Source organism: Agromyces sp. Y782 (assembly GCF_059445405.1).
In genome coordinates, this window is record NZ_JCAIUG010000001.1 from 826,594 (window position 1) to 842,926 (window position 16,333).

General features: G+C 68.4%; 19 protein-coding genes. 4 read left to right on the forward strand and 15 right to left on the reverse strand.

The genetic code is table 11. The features are described 5' to 3' along the window. Positions 1-8: 8 nt before the first annotated feature. The 6 genes from AC1C2S_RS03790 to AC1C2S_RS03815 form a co-directional block, all read right to left on the reverse strand. On the reverse strand, positions 9-1,076 hold the full coding sequence (locus AC1C2S_RS03790; protein WP_495351206.1) for a winged helix DNA-binding domain-containing protein: 1,068 nt from the start codon (positions 1,074-1,076) through the stop codon (positions 9-11). A 92-nt stretch (positions 1,077-1,168) separates the two neighbouring features. Further along, on the reverse strand, positions 1,169-1,651 hold the full coding sequence (locus AC1C2S_RS03795; protein WP_495351207.1) for a recombinase family protein: 483 nt from the start codon (positions 1,649-1,651) through the stop codon (positions 1,169-1,171). Positions 1,652-1,748: 97 nt separating this feature from the next. After that, on the reverse strand, positions 1,749-2,066 hold the full coding sequence (locus AC1C2S_RS03800) for an ArsR/SmtB family transcription factor (protein ID WP_495351208.1): 318 nt from the start codon (positions 2,064-2,066) through the stop codon (positions 1,749-1,751). Further along, positions 2,063-2,542, reverse strand: coding sequence for an SRPBCC family protein (locus tag AC1C2S_RS03805; RefSeq protein WP_495351209.1), 480 nt, complete (start codon positions 2,540-2,542; stop codon positions 2,063-2,065). Before AC1C2S_RS03805 ends, AC1C2S_RS03800 begins: the two co-directional genes overlap by 4 nt. Positions 2,543-2,572: 30 nt before the next feature. Then, positions 2,573-3,775 carry an MFS transporter gene (locus tag AC1C2S_RS03810; RefSeq protein WP_495351210.1) on the reverse strand — a complete coding sequence of 401 codons (1,203 nt, stop codon included), beginning with the start codon at positions 3,773-3,775 and terminating at the stop codon, positions 2,573-2,575. 62 nt (positions 3,776-3,837) lie between these two features. Beyond that, complete coding sequence (locus AC1C2S_RS03815; protein ID WP_495351211.1) at positions 3,838-4,632, reverse strand: SDR family NAD(P)-dependent oxidoreductase; 795 nt, start codon at positions 4,630-4,632, stop codon at positions 3,838-3,840. 240 nt (positions 4,633-4,872) lie between these two features. On the opposite strand from AC1C2S_RS03815, the gene AC1C2S_RS03820 reads away from it, so the two are divergent. After that, on the forward strand, positions 4,873-5,295 hold the full coding sequence (locus AC1C2S_RS03820; RefSeq protein WP_495351212.1) for an acyl-CoA thioesterase: 423 nt from the start codon (positions 4,873-4,875) through the stop codon (positions 5,293-5,295). A 14-nt stretch (positions 5,296-5,309) separates the two neighbouring features. Here AC1C2S_RS03820 and AC1C2S_RS03825 read toward each other — a convergent pair whose 3' ends face one another. Further along, positions 5,310-6,389 carry an epoxide hydrolase family protein gene (locus AC1C2S_RS03825; protein ID WP_495351213.1) on the reverse strand — a complete coding sequence of 360 codons (1,080 nt, stop codon included), beginning with the start codon at positions 6,387-6,389 and terminating at the stop codon, positions 5,310-5,312. A gap of 150 nt (positions 6,390-6,539) precedes the next feature. Here AC1C2S_RS03825 and AC1C2S_RS03830 point away from each other — a divergent pair, with 150 nt between their 5' ends. Both AC1C2S_RS03830 and AC1C2S_RS03835 read left to right on the forward strand, forming a co-directional pair. Beyond that, the gene (locus AC1C2S_RS03830; protein WP_495351214.1) at positions 6,540-6,854 is read left to right on the forward strand and encodes a hypothetical protein; all 315 of its coding nucleotides are present in this window, start codon (positions 6,540-6,542) and stop codon (positions 6,852-6,854) included. 80 nt (positions 6,855-6,934) lie between these two features. Further along, positions 6,935-8,263, forward strand: a complete 1,329-nt coding sequence (locus AC1C2S_RS03835; RefSeq protein ID WP_495351215.1) for a glycosyltransferase — start codon at positions 6,935-6,937, stop codon at positions 8,261-8,263. A 38-nt stretch (positions 8,264-8,301) separates the two neighbouring features. On the opposite strand, the gene AC1C2S_RS03840 is transcribed toward AC1C2S_RS03835, so the two are convergent. Then, complete coding sequence (locus AC1C2S_RS03840; protein WP_495351216.1) at positions 8,302-8,913, reverse strand: LysE family translocator; 612 nt, start codon at positions 8,911-8,913, stop codon at positions 8,302-8,304. A 140-nt stretch (positions 8,914-9,053) separates the two neighbouring features. Further along, positions 9,054-9,509, reverse strand: coding sequence for a MarR family winged helix-turn-helix transcriptional regulator (locus AC1C2S_RS03845; protein WP_495351217.1), 456 nt, complete (start codon positions 9,507-9,509; stop codon positions 9,054-9,056). A gap of 100 nt (positions 9,510-9,609) precedes the next feature. Here AC1C2S_RS03845 and AC1C2S_RS03850 point away from each other — a divergent pair, with 100 nt between their 5' ends. Beyond that, positions 9,610-10,380, forward strand: a complete 771-nt coding sequence (locus AC1C2S_RS03850) for an SDR family NAD(P)-dependent oxidoreductase (RefSeq protein ID WP_495351218.1) — start codon at positions 9,610-9,612, stop codon at positions 10,378-10,380. A gap of 87 nt (positions 10,381-10,467) precedes the next feature. Here the strand turns inward: AC1C2S_RS03850 and AC1C2S_RS03855 are convergent, their stop codons facing one another. From AC1C2S_RS03855 to AC1C2S_RS03880, 6 genes are all read right to left on the reverse strand, one after another. Further along, positions 10,468-11,481, reverse strand: coding sequence for a redoxin domain-containing protein (locus tag AC1C2S_RS03855; RefSeq protein WP_495351219.1), 1,014 nt, complete (start codon positions 11,479-11,481; stop codon positions 10,468-10,470). Positions 11,482-11,486: 5 nt separating this feature from the next. Continuing rightward, complete coding sequence (locus AC1C2S_RS03860; RefSeq protein WP_495351220.1) at positions 11,487-12,704, reverse strand: epoxide hydrolase family protein; 1,218 nt, start codon at positions 12,702-12,704, stop codon at positions 11,487-11,489. A 55-nt stretch (positions 12,705-12,759) separates the two neighbouring features. Further along, positions 12,760-13,737, reverse strand: a complete 978-nt coding sequence (locus AC1C2S_RS03865; RefSeq protein WP_495351221.1) for an alpha/beta fold hydrolase — start codon at positions 13,735-13,737, stop codon at positions 12,760-12,762. 187 nt (positions 13,738-13,924) lie between these two features. Continuing rightward, positions 13,925-14,809 (reverse strand): helix-turn-helix transcriptional regulator, encoded by an 885-nt coding sequence (locus tag AC1C2S_RS03870; RefSeq protein ID WP_495351222.1) that lies wholly within the window; start codon positions 14,807-14,809, stop codon positions 13,925-13,927. A gap of 73 nt (positions 14,810-14,882) precedes the next feature. Then, positions 14,883-15,515 (reverse strand): MEDS domain-containing protein, encoded by a 633-nt coding sequence (locus AC1C2S_RS03875; RefSeq protein WP_495351223.1) that lies wholly within the window; start codon positions 15,513-15,515, stop codon positions 14,883-14,885. Positions 15,516-15,751: 236 nt separating this feature from the next. Then, entirely contained in the window at positions 15,752-16,213 is a 462-nt protein-coding gene (locus AC1C2S_RS03880; RefSeq protein ID WP_495351224.1) for a GNAT family N-acetyltransferase, read from the reverse strand. Positions 16,214-16,333: the final 120 nt, after the last annotated feature.

A 16,333-nucleotide genomic window follows, 5' to 3' on the forward strand; every position in this document is an offset into this window, starting at 1 on the left:
CTGACACCTCAGACGCCGTCGAGCTGCACTCTCGCCTCGAGCCCGAGGTAATCGCCGTACCGCGCCGCGGCATCCTGAACGGCCTCGACCTCGCGTTTGCCCAGCGCGCGATGGGGCCGCACCTCGAACGTGACCGCCTTCGGCGTCACCGTGCGCTTCATGCCGGCGACGAGCTGCGCGTCGACGAGCGCCATGCCGATCGCCGTCTCGCGAGCCCTCGGCAGCACACCGTCGGCGTCGAGCACCCAGCGCGAATCCTGGTAGCCGCGGTACATCTCGTCGAGCACCTGCAGCAGATGGCCGGCGGGGGCTGCGGATGCCGGTACGTCGCCGGGCGTGTGCCAGAACGTGCGGCCGTCGTGCTCGAACGAGTCGAGCCGGTCACCGACCGCGGCGAGGCCGCGCCGCACGTCGGTCACGGTGAGGGTGGACCAGTACGCGAGGTCGCGCTCGGTGGCCGGCCCGTGCGACGTGAAGTACCGCAGGGTGATCTCGGCGAGCGCCTCATCGCGGTCGAGCCGTCGCGGATCGGGAACGCGATCGGCGAAGAGCGCGTAGGTGTGCACGCCGTCGCGCGGCGCACCGCTGCAGACCACGCCGAGCACCTCGAGCCGACCGAGCAGCATCATGAGCTGATGGCCGGTGAGTTGCTCGCCGCGCTCTGCCAGGGCATCGGCGAGGTCGCCGCGCGTGCGATCCGGCGATTCCGCGAGCATCGCCTCGACCGTGTCACCGAGTACTCCCAGCCGGTCGCCCAACGGCTGCAACTGCTGCTCGAAGACCGGCATCACCCGCGGCGCGGTGAGCTCTTGCAGCCACTGCGCGTCATCGGCGTGCACATAGTGCCACGTCGAACGGAGCACGTGGATGCGCAGCACGCGACCATCGGCGATCGCACCGCCCAGATCGCCCAGGCGCGGCGCAGCGGTACGCGTCGCGACCGCCCACGCCGATTGCGACGGGTTCTCGGCCTGCACGGCCATCAGGGTGCGCACCACGTCTTCGGCGGTGCCTACCGGTGCGGCGAGCAGCTGCGAGTGCAGCCGCCAACGGGCGATATCTCGGTCGGTGATCACCATTGCAGCGTATGGGGTGACTCGAGCGGTCCGCGCGCATTCACCCGCGCGGCCGGCGGTGCCGCAGCCACGCCCCGCCTACTCGGACGCGATCAGCCGCGGGCATCCTCGAGGTGCGGCGCGCCGTGGTTCAGCACCTTCACGACGAGGTTGTGCCGAGCCAGGGTTCGGATGGTGCGCGCGGCCTCGTCGCGATTGCGGCCGAGCGCGCGCTCGTTCGCGACCACGAGCACGTCGCCGGCCCGCAGCGTGCCGAACAGGCGGCCGAGCCGCTGCTCCCAGGTCTCGGGCGCTTCGGCAGCCGGATGCTTGAAGTCGAGGAGGGCGACACCGAAGGCGGTCAGGTCGTTGCGCTGCTCGACGACCGACGGCATGTCGTCACGTGCGACGACGAGCCCGACGAGGCGCGCGCCCTCGGGGCGGGCCTTCCACCAGTCGCGGTTGCGCTGCAGCTCTTCGAAGCACTCGGGGCAGTCGAGGGCGTGGTGTCCGGGGCCGTGTGGCGCGCGCGAGGCATCCGGTGCCGACGTCGGTGCAGTGGCATCCGTCGCCGAGCCTGTCGTGCGCTCACTCATGCCGTGCCCCTTCGCGTCGCCTTCCATTCTGGCCCTCATCGCGGCCGGCTGCGACTCGCTCGGCGATTCTCCAGCTCGGTTCAGCGGCAGTGAGACGTTAGAGCCCCTCGGCGATCTCCCTGATCGCGGCGAGTCGGCGGTCCCACGTCGCCCCGATGGCCTCGAGCCTGCGGGCGGTGTCGCTCAGCTGCGAACCGATCACTCGGTATTGCACCTCGCGCCCGACGCGACTGGGTTCGACGAGGCCGACCTCCTGCAGCACCGCGAGGTGCTTCGCGATCGCCTGCCGGGTGACGGGCAGGCGCCCGGCGAGGGCCGACGCCGACGCGTCGCCCTCGCCGAGTGCAGCCAGGATGCTCCACCGGGTCTCGTCCCCGAGTGCGGCGAACACCGGAACCAGCGTTCCGGTCGTCACGCGTCGCCCTCGAGCAGGGCGACGAGCTTGTCGAGTTCGGAGACCCAGCCTTCGGCATGGCTCGCCATGTTCGCGGCCGGGTCGGAGGTGCGGTCGAAGCCGGTCTCGACGACCGTGAGCTGCGTGCCGTCGGGCACCGGCTCGAGGGTGAAGGTGAAGACCGTCGAATGCTCGTCGTCGACGGCGTCGGGCAGCTGGTCAGCCGCGTCGTCGTTGCCCCAGCGGTACGAGACCATGCGCGGGGCATCCACCGCCTCGACTCGCAACGGCACGGAGCCGTATTCGGGGAACGTGATGGTTCCGGATGCCCCGGCGCCCGTTCCATCGAGCACGGTGAGCCCGAACCACTTGGAGATGTGCTCGGGCTCGGTGACGGTGGTCCACACTTTCTCGATGGGGGCGGCGATGCGAATGGTGCGCCGCACCGTGAAGGTGCCCTCGTCGACGACGGATGCCTGGTTGTCGGTCATAGTCATAATGATCTTCCTTTCGATGGTTGCCTGCAGCTATCGGGTTGCGACAGGTTCTGGTGCGGCGACGGCCGCGGGCTTCAGGAACCCGGTCGCCCACGCGGCGACGATCGAGATCGCCCCGACGACGGCACCGGTCAGTACTGCGGCCGGGATGCCGCTGAGATCGATCGCCACTCCCCCGGCGAAGGCGCCGCCGGCGATTCCGGCATTGACCGCGGATGCCGGAAGCGACGCTGCGAGCGGGGCGCCCGGTCCGGCGAGGCTCACGACCCGATGCTGCAACGACGGCCCCGTCGCCATGCCGAACAGCCCGATGCCGATCACCGCGATGGCGACGACGAACGGGTTGCCGCCGAAACCGAACAGCACGATCAGCGAGAGCGTCACACCGGCCGCACCGACGATCAGCGCGCGTGTGGAGTTCGCATCGGCGAAGCGGCCACCGACGAACGAGCCGACCGTGGTCGCCACGCCGTAGGCCAGCAGGTACGCGCCCACGACCGGCCCCGAGACATCCGTCACCTCCGCAAGGAACGGCACGAGGTAGGTCACCGCCGACTGGATGGCCACGAAGATCAACGCCGCCAGGCCGAGCACGGCGAGAACGCGAGGGGCGAACGCGAATCGGGCCTGACCGACGGCACCGCTCTCACGCGGCGTCGGCACCGAGGGGAGGACCCGGATGGCGATGACCAGGATGACGACCGCGACCGCGACGACCGCCACGAACGATCCGCGCCACCCCGCTGCCTGCCCCAGCAGCGTACCGAGTGGCAGGCCCAGCGCACTCGCCGACGCGAAGCCGGTGATGACGATGGCCATTGCCCGACCGGCACGCTCGGGCGGTGCGATCGACGTGGCCGTCACCATCGCAGCAGCGATGAACAGGCCCTGCGCCGCGCCGATGACGACCCGGGCCGCGAGGAAGGTCGAGTAGTCGGCGCCGAACGCAGGCAGGAGGTTCGCCAACACGAAGACGACCATCGTGGTGAGCAGCACCCGCCGTCGATCGAATCGCGTCGTGAGGAAGGTGAGCAGGGGGCCGCCGATCGCGAGCCCCAGCGCATTGGCGGTGACGAGTGCGCCCGCCGCCGGAACGGTCACGGCCAGATCGGCGGCGATCAGGTCGATCATGCCCACGACCAGCATCTCGGCGCAGCCCATCACGAACGCGCCGGCGAAGAGCACGGTGAGCACGAGCGTCGGGCGGGTCGGTGCGTGGCGGTTGTCGGTCATTTCTCACTCCTCGGTTGTTGCAGGCTGTCGGTTGTTGTTCGCCGGGGCGGATCGCACCCGGCTCAGTCGACGAGCGCCCCCGCCGACAGGTTTGCGATCGCCCCGGTCATCGAGCGCGCACGATCGGATGCCGCGAATGCGAGGTACTCCGCGATCTCGTCGAGCACCGGCAACCGGCCGAGCAGCGTCGAGCCGACCAACCCCGTGAGCCACTGCTCCAGGGGGATGCCGCCGACGTCGGCGGTGCGGCCGAACATCTCGCCCGTGTACGAGGTTTCGAGTGCGTCGGACATGGCGTGCGGACGCACGCAGACCACGCGCACCCCGTCGGGCCCGAGTTCGCCGGCGAGCGCGCGCGAGAACCCCTCGAGCGCGGCCGACTGGGCCGCATTGCCGATGAGCCCGCGACCGGTGAGCCGCGCGCCGGGCGTCGAGATCGTGAGGATCACGCCGCTACCCTGCGCGATCATGTGCCGCGACACGGCCTTCGCAGTCACGAAGTTCGTCTGCAGGTACCCGACGACGGGGTACAGGTAGTCCTCGAGCGATGTCTCAGCGATCGGCAGGCCCTGCACATGGTCGAATCCCACGGTGTTCAGGGCGATGTCGATGCGACCGGCGGCATCCGCAGCTTCTTCGACGTGCCGGTCGACCGCGGCCTGGTCCATCGCGTCGACGACGGCGATGGAGACATCCGCCCCCTCGGCTCTCGCGACGGATGCCGCAGCCTCGAGTCGCGGCAGGCTCTTGCCTGCGAGGAACAGCCGTGCGCCCTCGCGGGCGAACACTCGCGCGGCCGCGCTTCCGATCGATCCCCCACCGCCGTGGATCACGGCCACCTTGTTCTCCAGCAGCATTTCGCCGCCTCCATTCCTGTCATCGTTCGTTCGCTTTTGCATCTTGCAACCTGATGGTTGCAGATCGCTCGACGAATTGCAACCCATAGATTGCATGTCGTCGCCGCGCAGTTGCCGACGACAGAATGACGCCCTTGAACGATCAGTCGCCGGGTGCCAGCATGGCAAGCGCCCCGAAGAAGGCGGAGCACGATGAGCCGCCGGTCGCCACCGACGGCTCCATTGAGACGAGGAAATGCGATGACGAGCTCGCCGATCATCTACGAGACCACGCACCGCATCGCCTTCTCCGAGCTCGACCCGTTCCAGCATGTGAGCACCGGCAACTACGCCCGGTACTTCACCGACCACCGCATGGAAGGGCTCGCGAAGTACGCCGGCTGGGATCTTCAGACACTCGGCACCCTGGGGTTCATGACCTGGGTGCGGCGCATGGAGATCGACTTCATCAAACCGGTGAGCGCAGATCACGAGATCACGATCACCTCCTTCGTGCGCGAATTCCGCGGCCCCGACGCGATGATCGAATGCACGATGACGGATGCCGCGGGCACGACGATCTCCACCTGCCTGATGGTCGTGGCGCACATCGACGCCCGCACGCGGCGCGCGACCGCCTGGCCCGACGAGCTCCGGGCACTGTTCTTCGAGTCCGACGACTAACGCCGACCGAGCAATCAGGCCATCTCGCCGACCTCGCGCATGAATGCGCTGAGTTCGTCGGCCACGAGCTGGGGCTCTTCGAAGGCCATGAAGTGCCCGCCGCGGTCGGGCGCCGAGTACCGGCGGACGTCGCTCGCTGCGCGATCGGCGATCGAGCGCGGGAAGAGCGGCATGTTCCACTCGTGGCTCTGCGTCACCGCGACCGGCACCGTGATCGTCGGCCGCTTGCCGTTCTGCAGCCGGTCGAGGTCTTGGCGGAACGAGGTGCCGATCGAATCGGTCACCCAGTACAGCGTGAGCATCTCGCAGAGGCTGTCGCGGTCGAAACGCGACTCGAGGTCGCCGCCGCAATCGCTCCACGCCCAGAGCTTGTCGATGATGAAGGCGGCCATGCCGGCCGGTGAATCGACGAGCGCCGCCGCGATCGTGTCGGGCCGCGTGCCGATGATGGCGCCGTACCCGCTGTCTTCTTCGCCGCGCTCGTCTTCGGAGTCGAGCCAGACCTGCTCGGCGGGGGTGATGGGCTCGTCGTAGTCAGCCGGGAACGGCCCGTGGATGACGTGCAGCCCGGCGACCTCATCGGGATACATGGTGGCGAGCCATCCGCAGGCCGACCCGCCGATGTCACCGCCGAAGGCGAAGTACCGCTCGTAGCCGAGCGTCTCGGTCATGAGCGTGTGGAAGGTCTCAGCGACCGCGGCACGGGTGGCCGGCCCGTCGGGCAGCTCGGACCACAGGTACCCAGGCAGCGATGGGACGACGACGTCGACGTCGAGCAAGTCGGCGAGGCGCAGCAGTTCGAGGTAGGTGCTCGGCCAGCCGTGGGTCAGCAGCACGGGCGGTCTGCTCGAATCGCGACGGATGTGCACGAAGTGCATGCCACGTTCGATGAACTGCGGATAGGTGTTGAGCCGCGCCTCGGCGGCGCGCCAGTCGAAGTCGCCGGCCCAGTACTCGACGAGCGTGCGCAAGTACGCCGGATCGACTCCGGCCATCCAACCCACTGCGCTCGGTTGCGTGAATCGGGTGCGTGCAAGCCGTGTGCGCAGGTCGTCGAGCACATCGTCGGGCACAGCGATCGTGAATGCAGGCATTCAGCCATTGTGCAGGAGCAGCAGGCCTGCAGCGCCCGGCATGCGGCCAACGACTACCCTGAGTCGGAGCGAACCACGAAAGGCAGTGCGGATTGAGCGGACAACCCACCCTCGTCAGGGCGCGTTCGCGCTCGGGCGGTCTCACTCCCGATGAACTCTGACGACCCGGCGGCCCGCCGCATCGAACTGACCCTGCGCAAGCCCTGGTTCGCGCTCTATGCCCGAATCAAGCCCACGCTCGTGATCGGCGGGCGCGGGCAGCCGGCTCAGTGGGGCATCGGCACGTGGCAAGTGCCGGCCGACGAGACGGTCGTCGTCGGGGTATTCCTGTTCAACCGGCTGTGGCGGTTCGGCCGTGCCGAGTTCGCGCTCGACCCGAAGCATCCGCCGGCGCTCGTATACCGAGCGCCGGCGCTCCCATTCCTGCGCGGTCGCATTCGCACGAACGCGAGTTCGGCTTCGTAACGCGATCTGCGTGATGTCGGGGCATCCGCCCCCGAGTTGGTGTCTGGTGCGCGGGCGACCGCATGCGTACGATGACCGCCATGAGCGACGACGAGTCGGCACCCGGCACCGGCCCGCACGCGGCGCCTGGCGGCCGTCGCACCTATCTCTTCGTGCTCACCGATGCCGGCGGCACCGTTCCCCCTGAGCTCGGCGTCGTTCGTCGAATCGTCGATCGGGGGCACCGCGTCAGCGTGCTCGCCGAAGTATCGATGGCCGACCAGGTGCGCAAGACCGGCGCGTCGTATCTGCCCGGAACCGGGGATGCCGCCGGCGAGTTCCGCGACTGGGAGCTCAAGTCGCCGACGAGCCTCGCCCGTGGCATGGCCGAACACATGATCTCCGGGCCCGCTCCAGTTCAGGCGCGCGACACGGTCGCGGCGATCGAGGCGACGCGGCCCGACCTCGTCGTGACTTCCGCCTTCGCCGTCGGTGCGATGATCGCGGCCGAGGCGGGCGGGATTCCGTTCGACGTTCTGCTTCCGAACGTCTACCCGCTGCCCGTTGAGGGCATGCCGCCATTCGGCGCCGGGCTTTCGCCCGCGCGCGGGCCGACCGGCCGACTGCGGGATCGCGTACTGAGCACAGCGAGCCGCCGCTTGTTCGACCGGTACTCGCTCGCACCGGTCAACGAGGTGCGCGCCGAGCACGGCCTCGACCCGATCACGACGACATCAGACCAGCAGAATCGCGCCCGCCGTCAACTCGTGCTCTCCTCAGCGGCGTTCGACTTCCCGGCGACCCTGCCCGGCAACGCCCGCTACGTGGGGCCGATACTCGACGACCCGACCTGGGCGGCAGACACGGCCTGGACTGCGCCCGCGGGCGACGGACCGCTCGTGCTCGTGGCCATGTCGTCGACGTTCCAGGACCACGTCGACTGCCTGCAACGCATCACCGACGCGCTCGGCGCGCTTCCCGTGCGCGGACTGGTGACCACCGGGCCCGCGGTCGCTGCCGACGCGATTCGCGCCCCTGCGAACGTGACGGTGGTCGAGTCGGCGCCGCACCGTGCGGTGATGCGGCAGGCCGACCTCGTCGTCACGCACGGCGGCCACGGCACCGTGATCAAGACCCTCGCGGCGGGACTGCCGCTCGTCATCCTGCACCACGGCCGCGACCAGGCCGACAACGCGGTGCGCGTCACCAACCGCGGAGCCGGCGTCAGCGTGTCGCGCCGCGCCCCGGCGAAGAAGATCGCGCGGGCCATCGCCGAGGTGCTCGACGGCCCCGGCTACCGCCGTGCTGCGGAGGAGCTCGGCGAGGTCGTGGCGCGCGACGCCTCAGGCACGATGCTGATCGATGAGCTCGAGCAGATCGCGCCGCCCGAGGCCCGAGAGTCCGAGCGCCATGAAGCATCCGGTCCGTAAATGGGCATGACCGGCCACGTGCCGTTCCACAGCCCCGCCTACCGTTCCGCGAGAGCGAGCCGCCCGGCGAGCAGTACATATGTGGCGGCGAACGTGCGCCGCATCCATGTGACGACGCGGGGGCGGCCGATCACCTGGCGACGCATCGTTGCGGCGAACAGACCGTAGACCGCGAACACGAGGAACGTGACGGCCATGAATACGAGGCTCAGCCAGATCATGGTCAACCCGCCCGTCGGGTCAGACGCAGGCACGAACTGCGGCAAGAACGCGAAGAAGAAGATGGTGAGCTTCGGATTGAGCAGATTGATGAGCACCGCGGTGCGGATGACGCGCCAGAACGAGGTCGGCGCGCGTTGCTCGTCGATCTCGATCGCGGACTTGTCGCGCATGGTCTGCCAAGCGAGGAAGAGCAAGTAGGCAACGCCGAGCCATTTGATGGTCTGGAACGCGAGCGCGCTCGCGTTGAGCAACGCGGCGAGCCCGGTGATCGCGGCGATCATGTGCGGAACGACGCCGATCGTGCAGCCCAACGCGGCGACGAGGCTGGCCCGAGATCCACGCGCGAGGCCGGCCGCGATCGTGTAGACCGCCCCCGTGCCCGGAGTCGCGACGACCACGAGCGTGGTCAACAGGAACGCCACCGTCATCTCGATCCCCTTCCTCGCTCTGCGCCGCCCACAGTAGCGGAGGTCGCACGAGGCGGTAAGGGCGAATCAGCATGTGTTCCGGAGCCGCCTGTACCAGACTTCAGCCGTTCAGTCCGGTACGCGAGGTGCGGGGTGCTTCGTCAGGCGGACGGTGCAGGGTGCGCTTCGAGGAGCTTGGCCAGAAGTCTGCTCAGCTGCTCCTTCTCCATTGCGGACAGGTTGGCGGTCAGATCGGCCTGGGCGGCATCGGTGGCGGCCTGCACCTCTTCGAGATACTGCCGCCCAGCCGGGGTGATCGCGACGGTGTTGCGGCGACGATCGGTCGGGTCCGTCGCCCGGACGATGTGGCCACTGCCATCGAGTCGAGTGGCGATGCCGTTGATGTTGTTGCGATCCAGGCCGAGTCGGCGGCCGAGGTCGGCCTGGCTGAGGGCGCCGTATTCCTCCAGGGCGGCGAGGACCGCGAAGTCGGACCGCGCGTTCGCCGGCATCCGCGACCCGGTCAGCCGCGACCCCACGACGTTGACCTTATTGACTTGCCAGCTCACCAGCGCCCGCAGCCGGGCCGGCGGCCGTGTCTCGCCATCATCCGTCATGCGTAGATCCTAACCGTTGCATTGACCAACGAGTTGGAGATACTGTTGTAATTACCAACGTTGGTACTCACAACGAATTGCGCTCGAGACTGGAGACCTGATGAATGCAACCCCGAAGACGACGTCCGATCTGACCGGACACCGGGTCCTGGTACCCGGTGGAACTGGCGCAGTAGGGGAGGGCATTGTGCGCGCGTTCCTCGCGGCGGGCGCGGAAGTGATCGTCCCGACCCGATCCGAAGAACGATCGGCTGAGTTCCAAGCCGTGCTGGGAGCGGTCGCGGATGAGCATCTGCATCTGATCGTGCACGACTACAGCACCTTCGCCGGCGCCGAAGATCTCGTGCGGCAGGTCGTGCACTTCCGCGGCGGTCTCGATTCCGTCGTCGCGCCGATCGGAGGCTGGTGGCAAGGTCGCACCCTCGCGGAGATCACCGAGACCGACTGGGACGCTGCGTTCACCGGGCTCACGACCACGCACATGGCAGTGCTGCGTGCGGCGCTTCCGCACCTGAGCGACAGGGGTGCGTACCTGATCGTCGTCGGTGATTCTGCAACGTGGCCGGTTCCGGGCAGCGGTCTGGTGAGCATGGAGCAGGCGGCGCTGCTGATGATGCAGCGCGTCGCTGCTGCCGAGAGTGGGGAGTCCCGGCGAGTGTTCTCGCTGGTCCTCGGTCCGGTCACCACCCGGCACGCACAAGGCGCAGTGGATGCGGTCGACGTCGGCGAGGTGGCGGTCGCGATCTCGGCCGGCGCCGCTCCGAGCGCCTCGATCGGCCTCCACGGGCCGGACGAGGTGCAAGCGGCCCTCGCCGGACTCGCGACGGAGGCCGGCCTTCAATCGACGTCGGGCCAGTCGCTGGTCAGGTAGGCCTCGACAGCGCGATGGCGGAACGTGTACGGCTTGCCTCGTTCGAGGATGCCTCGGACCGCCTCACTTCCAGGCGGGCGCCCGCCGTCATCCGAACGTGAAGCAGTACACCTCCGCGCCGGCCTCGAGGAACTCGATCTCGAAGACGCGTTCGGTGACCAGCTCCGACTGGCGGATCAGCTGGTATGTGTTCTGGTCGGTGACCACGCCTCGGCCGTCAGCGTCGACATCGCTGCCGTGGGCGCTGCCGACGGGCTGACCGTCGAGTGAGACCTGGAACGGAATGGCGGCACCGGCGGTCGCAGGCCCCATGACGAGGTTGACGTCTCGTGCTTGGAACGCGAACGAGATGCGCCCGCCGGGCTCGTTCAGCACGGCGGCGTGCTGTGCGACCGTCCAGTCGCCGTTGAGGTCCCATGAGTTGAGCGGCGGCCGACGGGATGCCTCGTAGACGTGCGGGCGGTCGAAATACGCGGCATCCTCTGCGATGAACCCACTGCTCTGGCCGTACCCGAGGTATGTCTCAGGCGACCGCAGCGAACGCCAGTCCGCGGCGACCTCCAAACCCCGGGGCTCGACCATCACCAGGTCCAGGTCGAGATCGCTGGCCCCCGCGTCGACGAGGAGTTGCTGGATCACCATCTCGGTTCGGGCGTACTCGCCCTCGCCGAAGTGATGGAAGCGGATGCGTCCCTCCGCGTCGGCGAGGTAGACCGCGGGCCAGTAGTGGTTCGCGAACTCGTCCCACACGCCGTAGTCGCTGTCGACGGCGATCGGGTAGTCGACACCGAGGTTCCTCGACTGCGCCATGACGTTGCGCAGGTCACGCTCGAAGCCGAACTCGGGGGTGTGCACGCCGACGATGGTCAATCCGGCATCCTCGTACTTCGCAGCCCACGCCTTCAGGTAGGGCAACGTGCGCAGCCAGTTGATGCACGTGTAGGTCCAGAAGTCGACGAGGACGACGCGCCCCCGGAGCCCCTCGGGAGTGACCGGTTCGGAGTTGAGCCAGCTCGTCGCACGATCGAACGACGGCAGGCGCCCCTCGTCGGGGAGCGCCTCCTGGTCGCCGGCCGAACGATGGGCGATGGATCGGAACATGCCGCTCACCGCAGCGACCGGAAGGCGGCGCGCATCTCCTGCGAGAACAGCTCGGGCTGCTCCCAGGCCGCGAAGTGCCCGCCGCGATCGAGCCGGTTGAAGTGGATCAGGTTCGGATACGCCTGCGTCGCCCAGCTGCGCGGCGCCGCGTAGATCTCCTCGGGGAAGACGCTCACGGCGACCGGCAGCGTCACGCCCTTCGGCGCGAAGAAGGCGAGCTTGCTCTCCCAGTACAGTCGCGCCGACGAGACCGCCGTGTTCGTCAGCCAGTACAGCGTCACGTTGTCGAGCACGTCGTCGGGCGACAGGCCCTCGGATGCCCCGGCGAACACGCGTGCGATGAGGTCGTAGCTGCGTGCGTCGTGGTCGAGCATCCACGCCGCGAGGCCGACGGGCGAGTCGGCGAGCGAATAGAGCGTCTGCGGCCGGTTGGCCATCTCCTGCGCATACCCCAGCCCGTGGGCGTAGAAGAATGCGAGCTGATCCCACGCCCCGCGCTCCTCGGCGGAGAGGTCTGCGGGTGCCGGGTCGCCGTTGTCCAGCGCCGCCTGGATCGCGTTCGGCACGGTCGCCGGCATGTTGGTGTGGATGCCGATCAGCCCCGGAGGTGTCAGGAGCGCCATCTGCTCGGTCACGGCGTTACCCCAGTCCCCGCCCTGGGCGACATAGCGGTCGTAGCCGAGGCGGCGCATCAACTCGATCCACGCGCGGGCGATGCGGATCGGATCCCAGCCCGTCTCCTCGGGTTTGCCCGAGAAGCCGTGCCCGGGCAGCGACGGGATGACGAGGTCGAACGCGTCGGCGGCATCCGCACCGTGCGCGGTGGGAATCGTGAGCGGATCGACGATCTTCAGCTGCTCGATGATCGACCCCGGCCAGCCATGGGTGACGATCATGGGCAACGCGTCTTCATGCGGCGAGCGCACGTGGATGAAGTGGATATCGAGCCCGTCGATCTCGGTGACGAACTGCGGCAGGCCGTTGAGGCGCGATTCCACCGCCCGCCAGTCGTGCCCGTCGACCCAGCGCTTCGCGAGTTCCTGCACGACCTCGAGCTGAACGCCTTGCGAGGCGTCGCCGACGGTCTCGCGCTCGGGCAAGCGAGTCTCGCGGATGCGGCGATGCAGGTCATCGAGGTCGGCCTGCGGGAAGTCGACGGTGAACGGACGGATCGCGGTGCTGTCGTCGGGCTGTTTGGCGGGTCGGGGTTCGGTGATGGTCATGTTGCTCTCCTTGGGAAAGTGGTTGTCATTCGAGCTCGTCGAGCGGCTCCCACTCTCAGACCGCGACGACCGTCGGTGCGGCGCTTCCCGCCGCCTGTGCGGCGCGGGACGAGGCCAGGAACGGGATCATCGCTGCGAGCACCTGGTCAGGTGCTTCCTCGACCGCCCAGTGACCGGCGCCGAGGATGACGGCGCCCTGCACGTCGTCGGCTACGGCGTGAAGGGCCTCGGCGACGTGTTCGCCATAACTGCGTTCGCCGCCGATGCCCAGGACCGGCACGGTGAGCTTGCGGGTCGCACGCTCCGCGTTCTGCGCGAGGGTCGCGTCGAACGCCCGGTAGAACCCGAGGCTGCCGCGCAACGACTCGGGGTTCGAGAGCAGGCCGACGTAGTAGGCGATCACATCGGCGGGCAGGTTGCCGCCTTGAACGGCGAACTCGTAGCCGAAGAAGGCGTCTTCACGCCCGGTGATCAGCTGCTCGGGGAGGTTCTCGACACGGTTGAAGGAGAGATGCCAGAGCTTGTCGTTGAGCGGCGCGGGAACGAAGAAGGGCGGCGCCGGCGTGGTGCCGGGGGCGCCGGGGATCTCGGCGAGCACGGCCCGGTCGATCCGGTCCTCGTGGTCGGCGACGAGCGCGTAGCTGATCGCGAGCCCGGTGTCATGGCCGACGACAGCGAACCGCTCGTGGCCGAGCGCGTCCATGAGCGCCACCAGGTCGTTGGCGAGCGTGCGAGTGTCGTACCCGCCTTGCGGCTTCTCCGACAGGCCCATGCCGCGCTGGTCGACAGCGATGACCGTGAAGTGCTTCGCCAGCTCCGGCATCAGGTGGCGCCAGGCGTACCAGTTCTCGGGCCAGCCATGCACGAGCAGCAGGGCCGGCCCATCGCCGCCGATCACGGCATGCAGGCGGACGTCGCCGGCCTGTACGTACCGGCCGGTGAATGTGTCGGTGAACCCGTCAGGAAGTCCGGGTGCTGCGGTGACGGAGCCGGGGCCTTCAGCGACGGGAAACCGGGTGAGTGATGCGTTCATGATCATTTCCTTTCAGAGGGCGGAATCGAGGGCAGAGTGGCCAGAGTTGGTCGGAGACGCCGCATCTCCAACCTGTCGCGGACGTGGCCCGGGCGCGTCCGTAGGACTCCGCAACTCCAGAGCGGAGGCAGAGCGAGGTGAGGGGAACCCCTCAACGCGCGCGGAACCGGTTGAACCGGACTTCGAGCTATCCGGCGCCGTGGCGAAGGGCGAAGACGGTGGCTTCGCTGCGTCGAGCCACGCCGATCTTCCGGTACAGGGTCGTGATGTGCCGCTCGACCGTGCGGTCGCTCAGCCACATCAGGCCGGCGATCTCCTTGTTGCTCAGACCCTGCGCGAGCAGCCCCAGAACCTCCGTCTCGCGGCGGGTGAGCGGGAGCAGCGGCGATTGCGCGCGAGGGCTCTCCGCGCGGTCGACGGGTGCGAGCGGGATCGGACGACTGGCCTCCGATCGCGCCCCTCGCAACGAGTCGACCTCGGAGACGAGCTGCGCAGCATCCTGGATGCGACGGGAGATCGCGGTGAGCGACGGTTCGACGTCGTCGACGAGCGACCTGAGGAGTTCGTTCTGCCGGAGTAGCGCCGACTCGGCCACGGAACGCGCCGCGTGCTCCCGCGCGAGGCGCCGTGCGGTGTGGATCGCGATCGCCGCCTGTCCGACCGCGATGCGCAGCAGGTGCGTCTCCATCGCTGTCGGAAAGTCGCGCCGATCGGAGGACACGAGCACCAGCCCGGTCTCCCACGGCAGCGCGAGCGGGAGGCTCGTGATCCGGAAATTGCCGAGCTCTTGCGTGTCGATCTCCGTCGTCGTGATGCCCGGTGCCTTCGTTTGGTCCGAATCGAGCGCGAACAGCAACTCGGCGGGCATCCCCGGCCCGGACGGGCGCCACGACTCCAGCGGAGGGCCGCCTGCCTGGGTATCGTCGAATCGCGCGTACGCCCCGTCGAGTTGGAGGATACCGAAGAGCACGCTCAACAGTCCCGTGGCGATCTCGACCGGTTCGTGGTCCACCCACATCGACGGCAGCGCGAGGAGCGCGCCCAGATCGCGCATCCACCGGCGCGAATCCATCCCCGAAGCGTCGCCGTGTTCCGACTCCACCGAACCACTGGTTGACGCAGTGTCCATGTCGGCCTCAACCCGTTCAGCGATCCGCTCGCAAGACCCGCTCCTCCAGGAACTCCGACGGAGGAACGAAGAACGGGTTCTCCTGCAGCATCCCGCCGATCAGGACCATTGGATGAGTGCGCAGGATGTCGATGATGAAGGAACCGTCGAACTTCGTGGCGTCGTAGGAGCAGATCACGACGTGCTCATGGCGCGCGTGGATGAAGTTCGCCCGCGCTTCGAACTCGATGAGGTGCTCGGCGACGCCAGGCAGATCGGCTGCCCAACCCATGTCGCACAGCATGCGGATTCGAGGCGACTGGTCGTCGACCAGCACGCGATCGAGCAGATCGAGCATCGCCGTCTGGTCGAAGCTGCCACCCCGGAGGTACGTGTCGGTCCAGGTTCGCACCTCGCACTGATGCTGCTCCAAGAGATCTCCCGCGTCGTACCCGAGCTGTCGAAGCCGGTTGACAGGCGCGGCGGATGCTGCGGGGTCGACGAGGTACAGCAGGCGATCACCCCGATCGATCCCCTGACTGACGAACGGATCGAGCACGGCATCCTCTTCGCCCGGTGCATTCACGAAGACGCACACGTGGCGGTATCGATCGAGCACGCCTCCGGCGAAGGTGACGGGTTCGGCTGCAGGCGGGTTGTCAGCGGCCATGTTCGATCTTCTCCCTCTGCCGAGTTCGGGCTGGTCTCGGGAGGTGTCGAGACGCGAGCGCCCGTGTGGAGAGCTCATGACCTGAGTCGAATCGCCGAACGTTGCGGGAGCCGGCTGAGGATGGTGTCCGAAGTCTGGAGAATACCAACGACGGTCGACGACCACAACGATCGGGGCGCGACGGTGAGCCCGGCACCGACTGGCACCGCCTCGACAGGCCACCGGGGTGAACGCGCTCAGCGGCCCGGTTGCTCCGGATCGATCAGATCCGCGTACTGCAGGTTTCCGGCCATGAACGCGGCGACGACCGGGCAGCGCACGGTGAGACGCCGGCCTCGCTCGCGGATGTCGTCGAGCGCGTCGGCGATGAGATCTGCGGCGATGCCGCGGCCGCGGAACTCGGGAACGACCGTCGTCGTGAGCACGACGATGCGGCCGTCCACCTCGTCGTAGCGGAGGCTCGCCAACTCGCGGCCGCCGATCGTGGCCGAGTAGACGTGCTCGTCGTCGATGCGGTGCACCTCGATGTCGAGTTCGGCGTCGGCCGATGGTCGGTCGACTTCGCGAACGGCGGCGGCCGTCACCTCGTCGACGAGCGCCACGGTGCCCTCGTCGAGAAACCCCGTGCCATCGGGATATCCGGCCGAATCGGGATACTCGACCGGCTTGACCGGCGTGACTCCATCTCCTGTGCTCATCGCACCCCTCCTTCTGATCGTGACAGAAGGCTCGGCGGCGGGTGGGACCAGCCGTGGTCTGCTTGGCGCAACCTCCGGGAAGGCCGCCTGAAACCCACTGCTCCCGCTCTTGCCTCACGA

What these genes read in the sequence shown, in the direction of transcription:
- AC1C2S_RS03840 (WP_495351216.1), bottom strand. Translation starts at nt 8,913, where the DNA reads ATGACGGTGGCGTTCCTGTTGACCACGCTCGTGGTCGTCGCGACTCCG.
- AC1C2S_RS03880 (WP_495351224.1), bottom strand. Translation starts at nt 16,213, where the DNA reads ATGAGCACAGGAGATGGAGTCACGCCGGTCAAGCCGGTCGAGTATCCC.
- AC1C2S_RS03855 (WP_495351219.1), bottom strand. Translation starts at nt 11,481, where the DNA reads ATGTTCCGATCCATCGCCCATCGTTCGGCCGGCGACCAGGAGGCGCTC.
- AC1C2S_RS03825 (WP_495351213.1), bottom strand. Translation starts at nt 6,389, where the DNA reads ATGCCTGCATTCACGATCGCTGTGCCCGACGATGTGCTCGACGACCTG.
- AC1C2S_RS03875 (WP_495351223.1), bottom strand. Translation starts at nt 15,515, where the DNA reads ATGGCCGCTGACAACCCGCCTGCAGCCGAACCCGTCACCTTCGCCGGA.
- AC1C2S_RS03870 (WP_495351222.1), bottom strand. Translation starts at nt 14,809, where the DNA reads ATGGATTCGCGCCGGTGGATGCGCGATCTGGGCGCGCTCCTCGCGCTG.
- AC1C2S_RS03820 (WP_495351212.1), top strand. Translation starts at nt 4,873, where the DNA reads ATGACGAGCTCGCCGATCATCTACGAGACCACGCACCGCATCGCCTTC.
- AC1C2S_RS03815 (WP_495351211.1), bottom strand. Translation starts at nt 4,632, where the DNA reads ATGCTGCTGGAGAACAAGGTGGCCGTGATCCACGGCGGTGGGGGATCG.
- AC1C2S_RS03850 (WP_495351218.1), top strand. Translation starts at nt 9,610, where the DNA reads ATGAATGCAACCCCGAAGACGACGTCCGATCTGACCGGACACCGGGTC.
- AC1C2S_RS03865 (WP_495351221.1), bottom strand. Translation starts at nt 13,737, where the DNA reads ATGAACGCATCACTCACCCGGTTTCCCGTCGCTGAAGGCCCCGGCTCC.
- AC1C2S_RS03845 (WP_495351217.1), bottom strand. Translation starts at nt 9,509, where the DNA reads ATGACGGATGATGGCGAGACACGGCCGCCGGCCCGGCTGCGGGCGCTG.
- AC1C2S_RS03805 (WP_495351209.1), bottom strand. Translation starts at nt 2,542, where the DNA reads ATGACTATGACCGACAACCAGGCATCCGTCGTCGACGAGGGCACCTTC.
- AC1C2S_RS03810 (WP_495351210.1), bottom strand. Translation starts at nt 3,775, where the DNA reads ATGACCGACAACCGCCACGCACCGACCCGCCCGACGCTCGTGCTCACC.
- AC1C2S_RS03835 (WP_495351215.1), top strand. Translation starts at nt 6,935, where the DNA reads ATGAGCGACGACGAGTCGGCACCCGGCACCGGCCCGCACGCGGCGCCT.
- AC1C2S_RS03860 (WP_495351220.1), bottom strand. Translation starts at nt 12,704, where the DNA reads ATGACCATCACCGAACCCCGACCCGCCAAACAGCCCGACGACAGCACC.
- AC1C2S_RS03830 (WP_495351214.1), top strand. Translation starts at nt 6,540, where the DNA reads ATGAACTCTGACGACCCGGCGGCCCGCCGCATCGAACTGACCCTGCGC.
- AC1C2S_RS03795 (WP_495351207.1), bottom strand. Translation starts at nt 1,651, where the DNA reads ATGAGTGAGCGCACGACAGGCTCGGCGACGGATGCCACTGCACCGACG.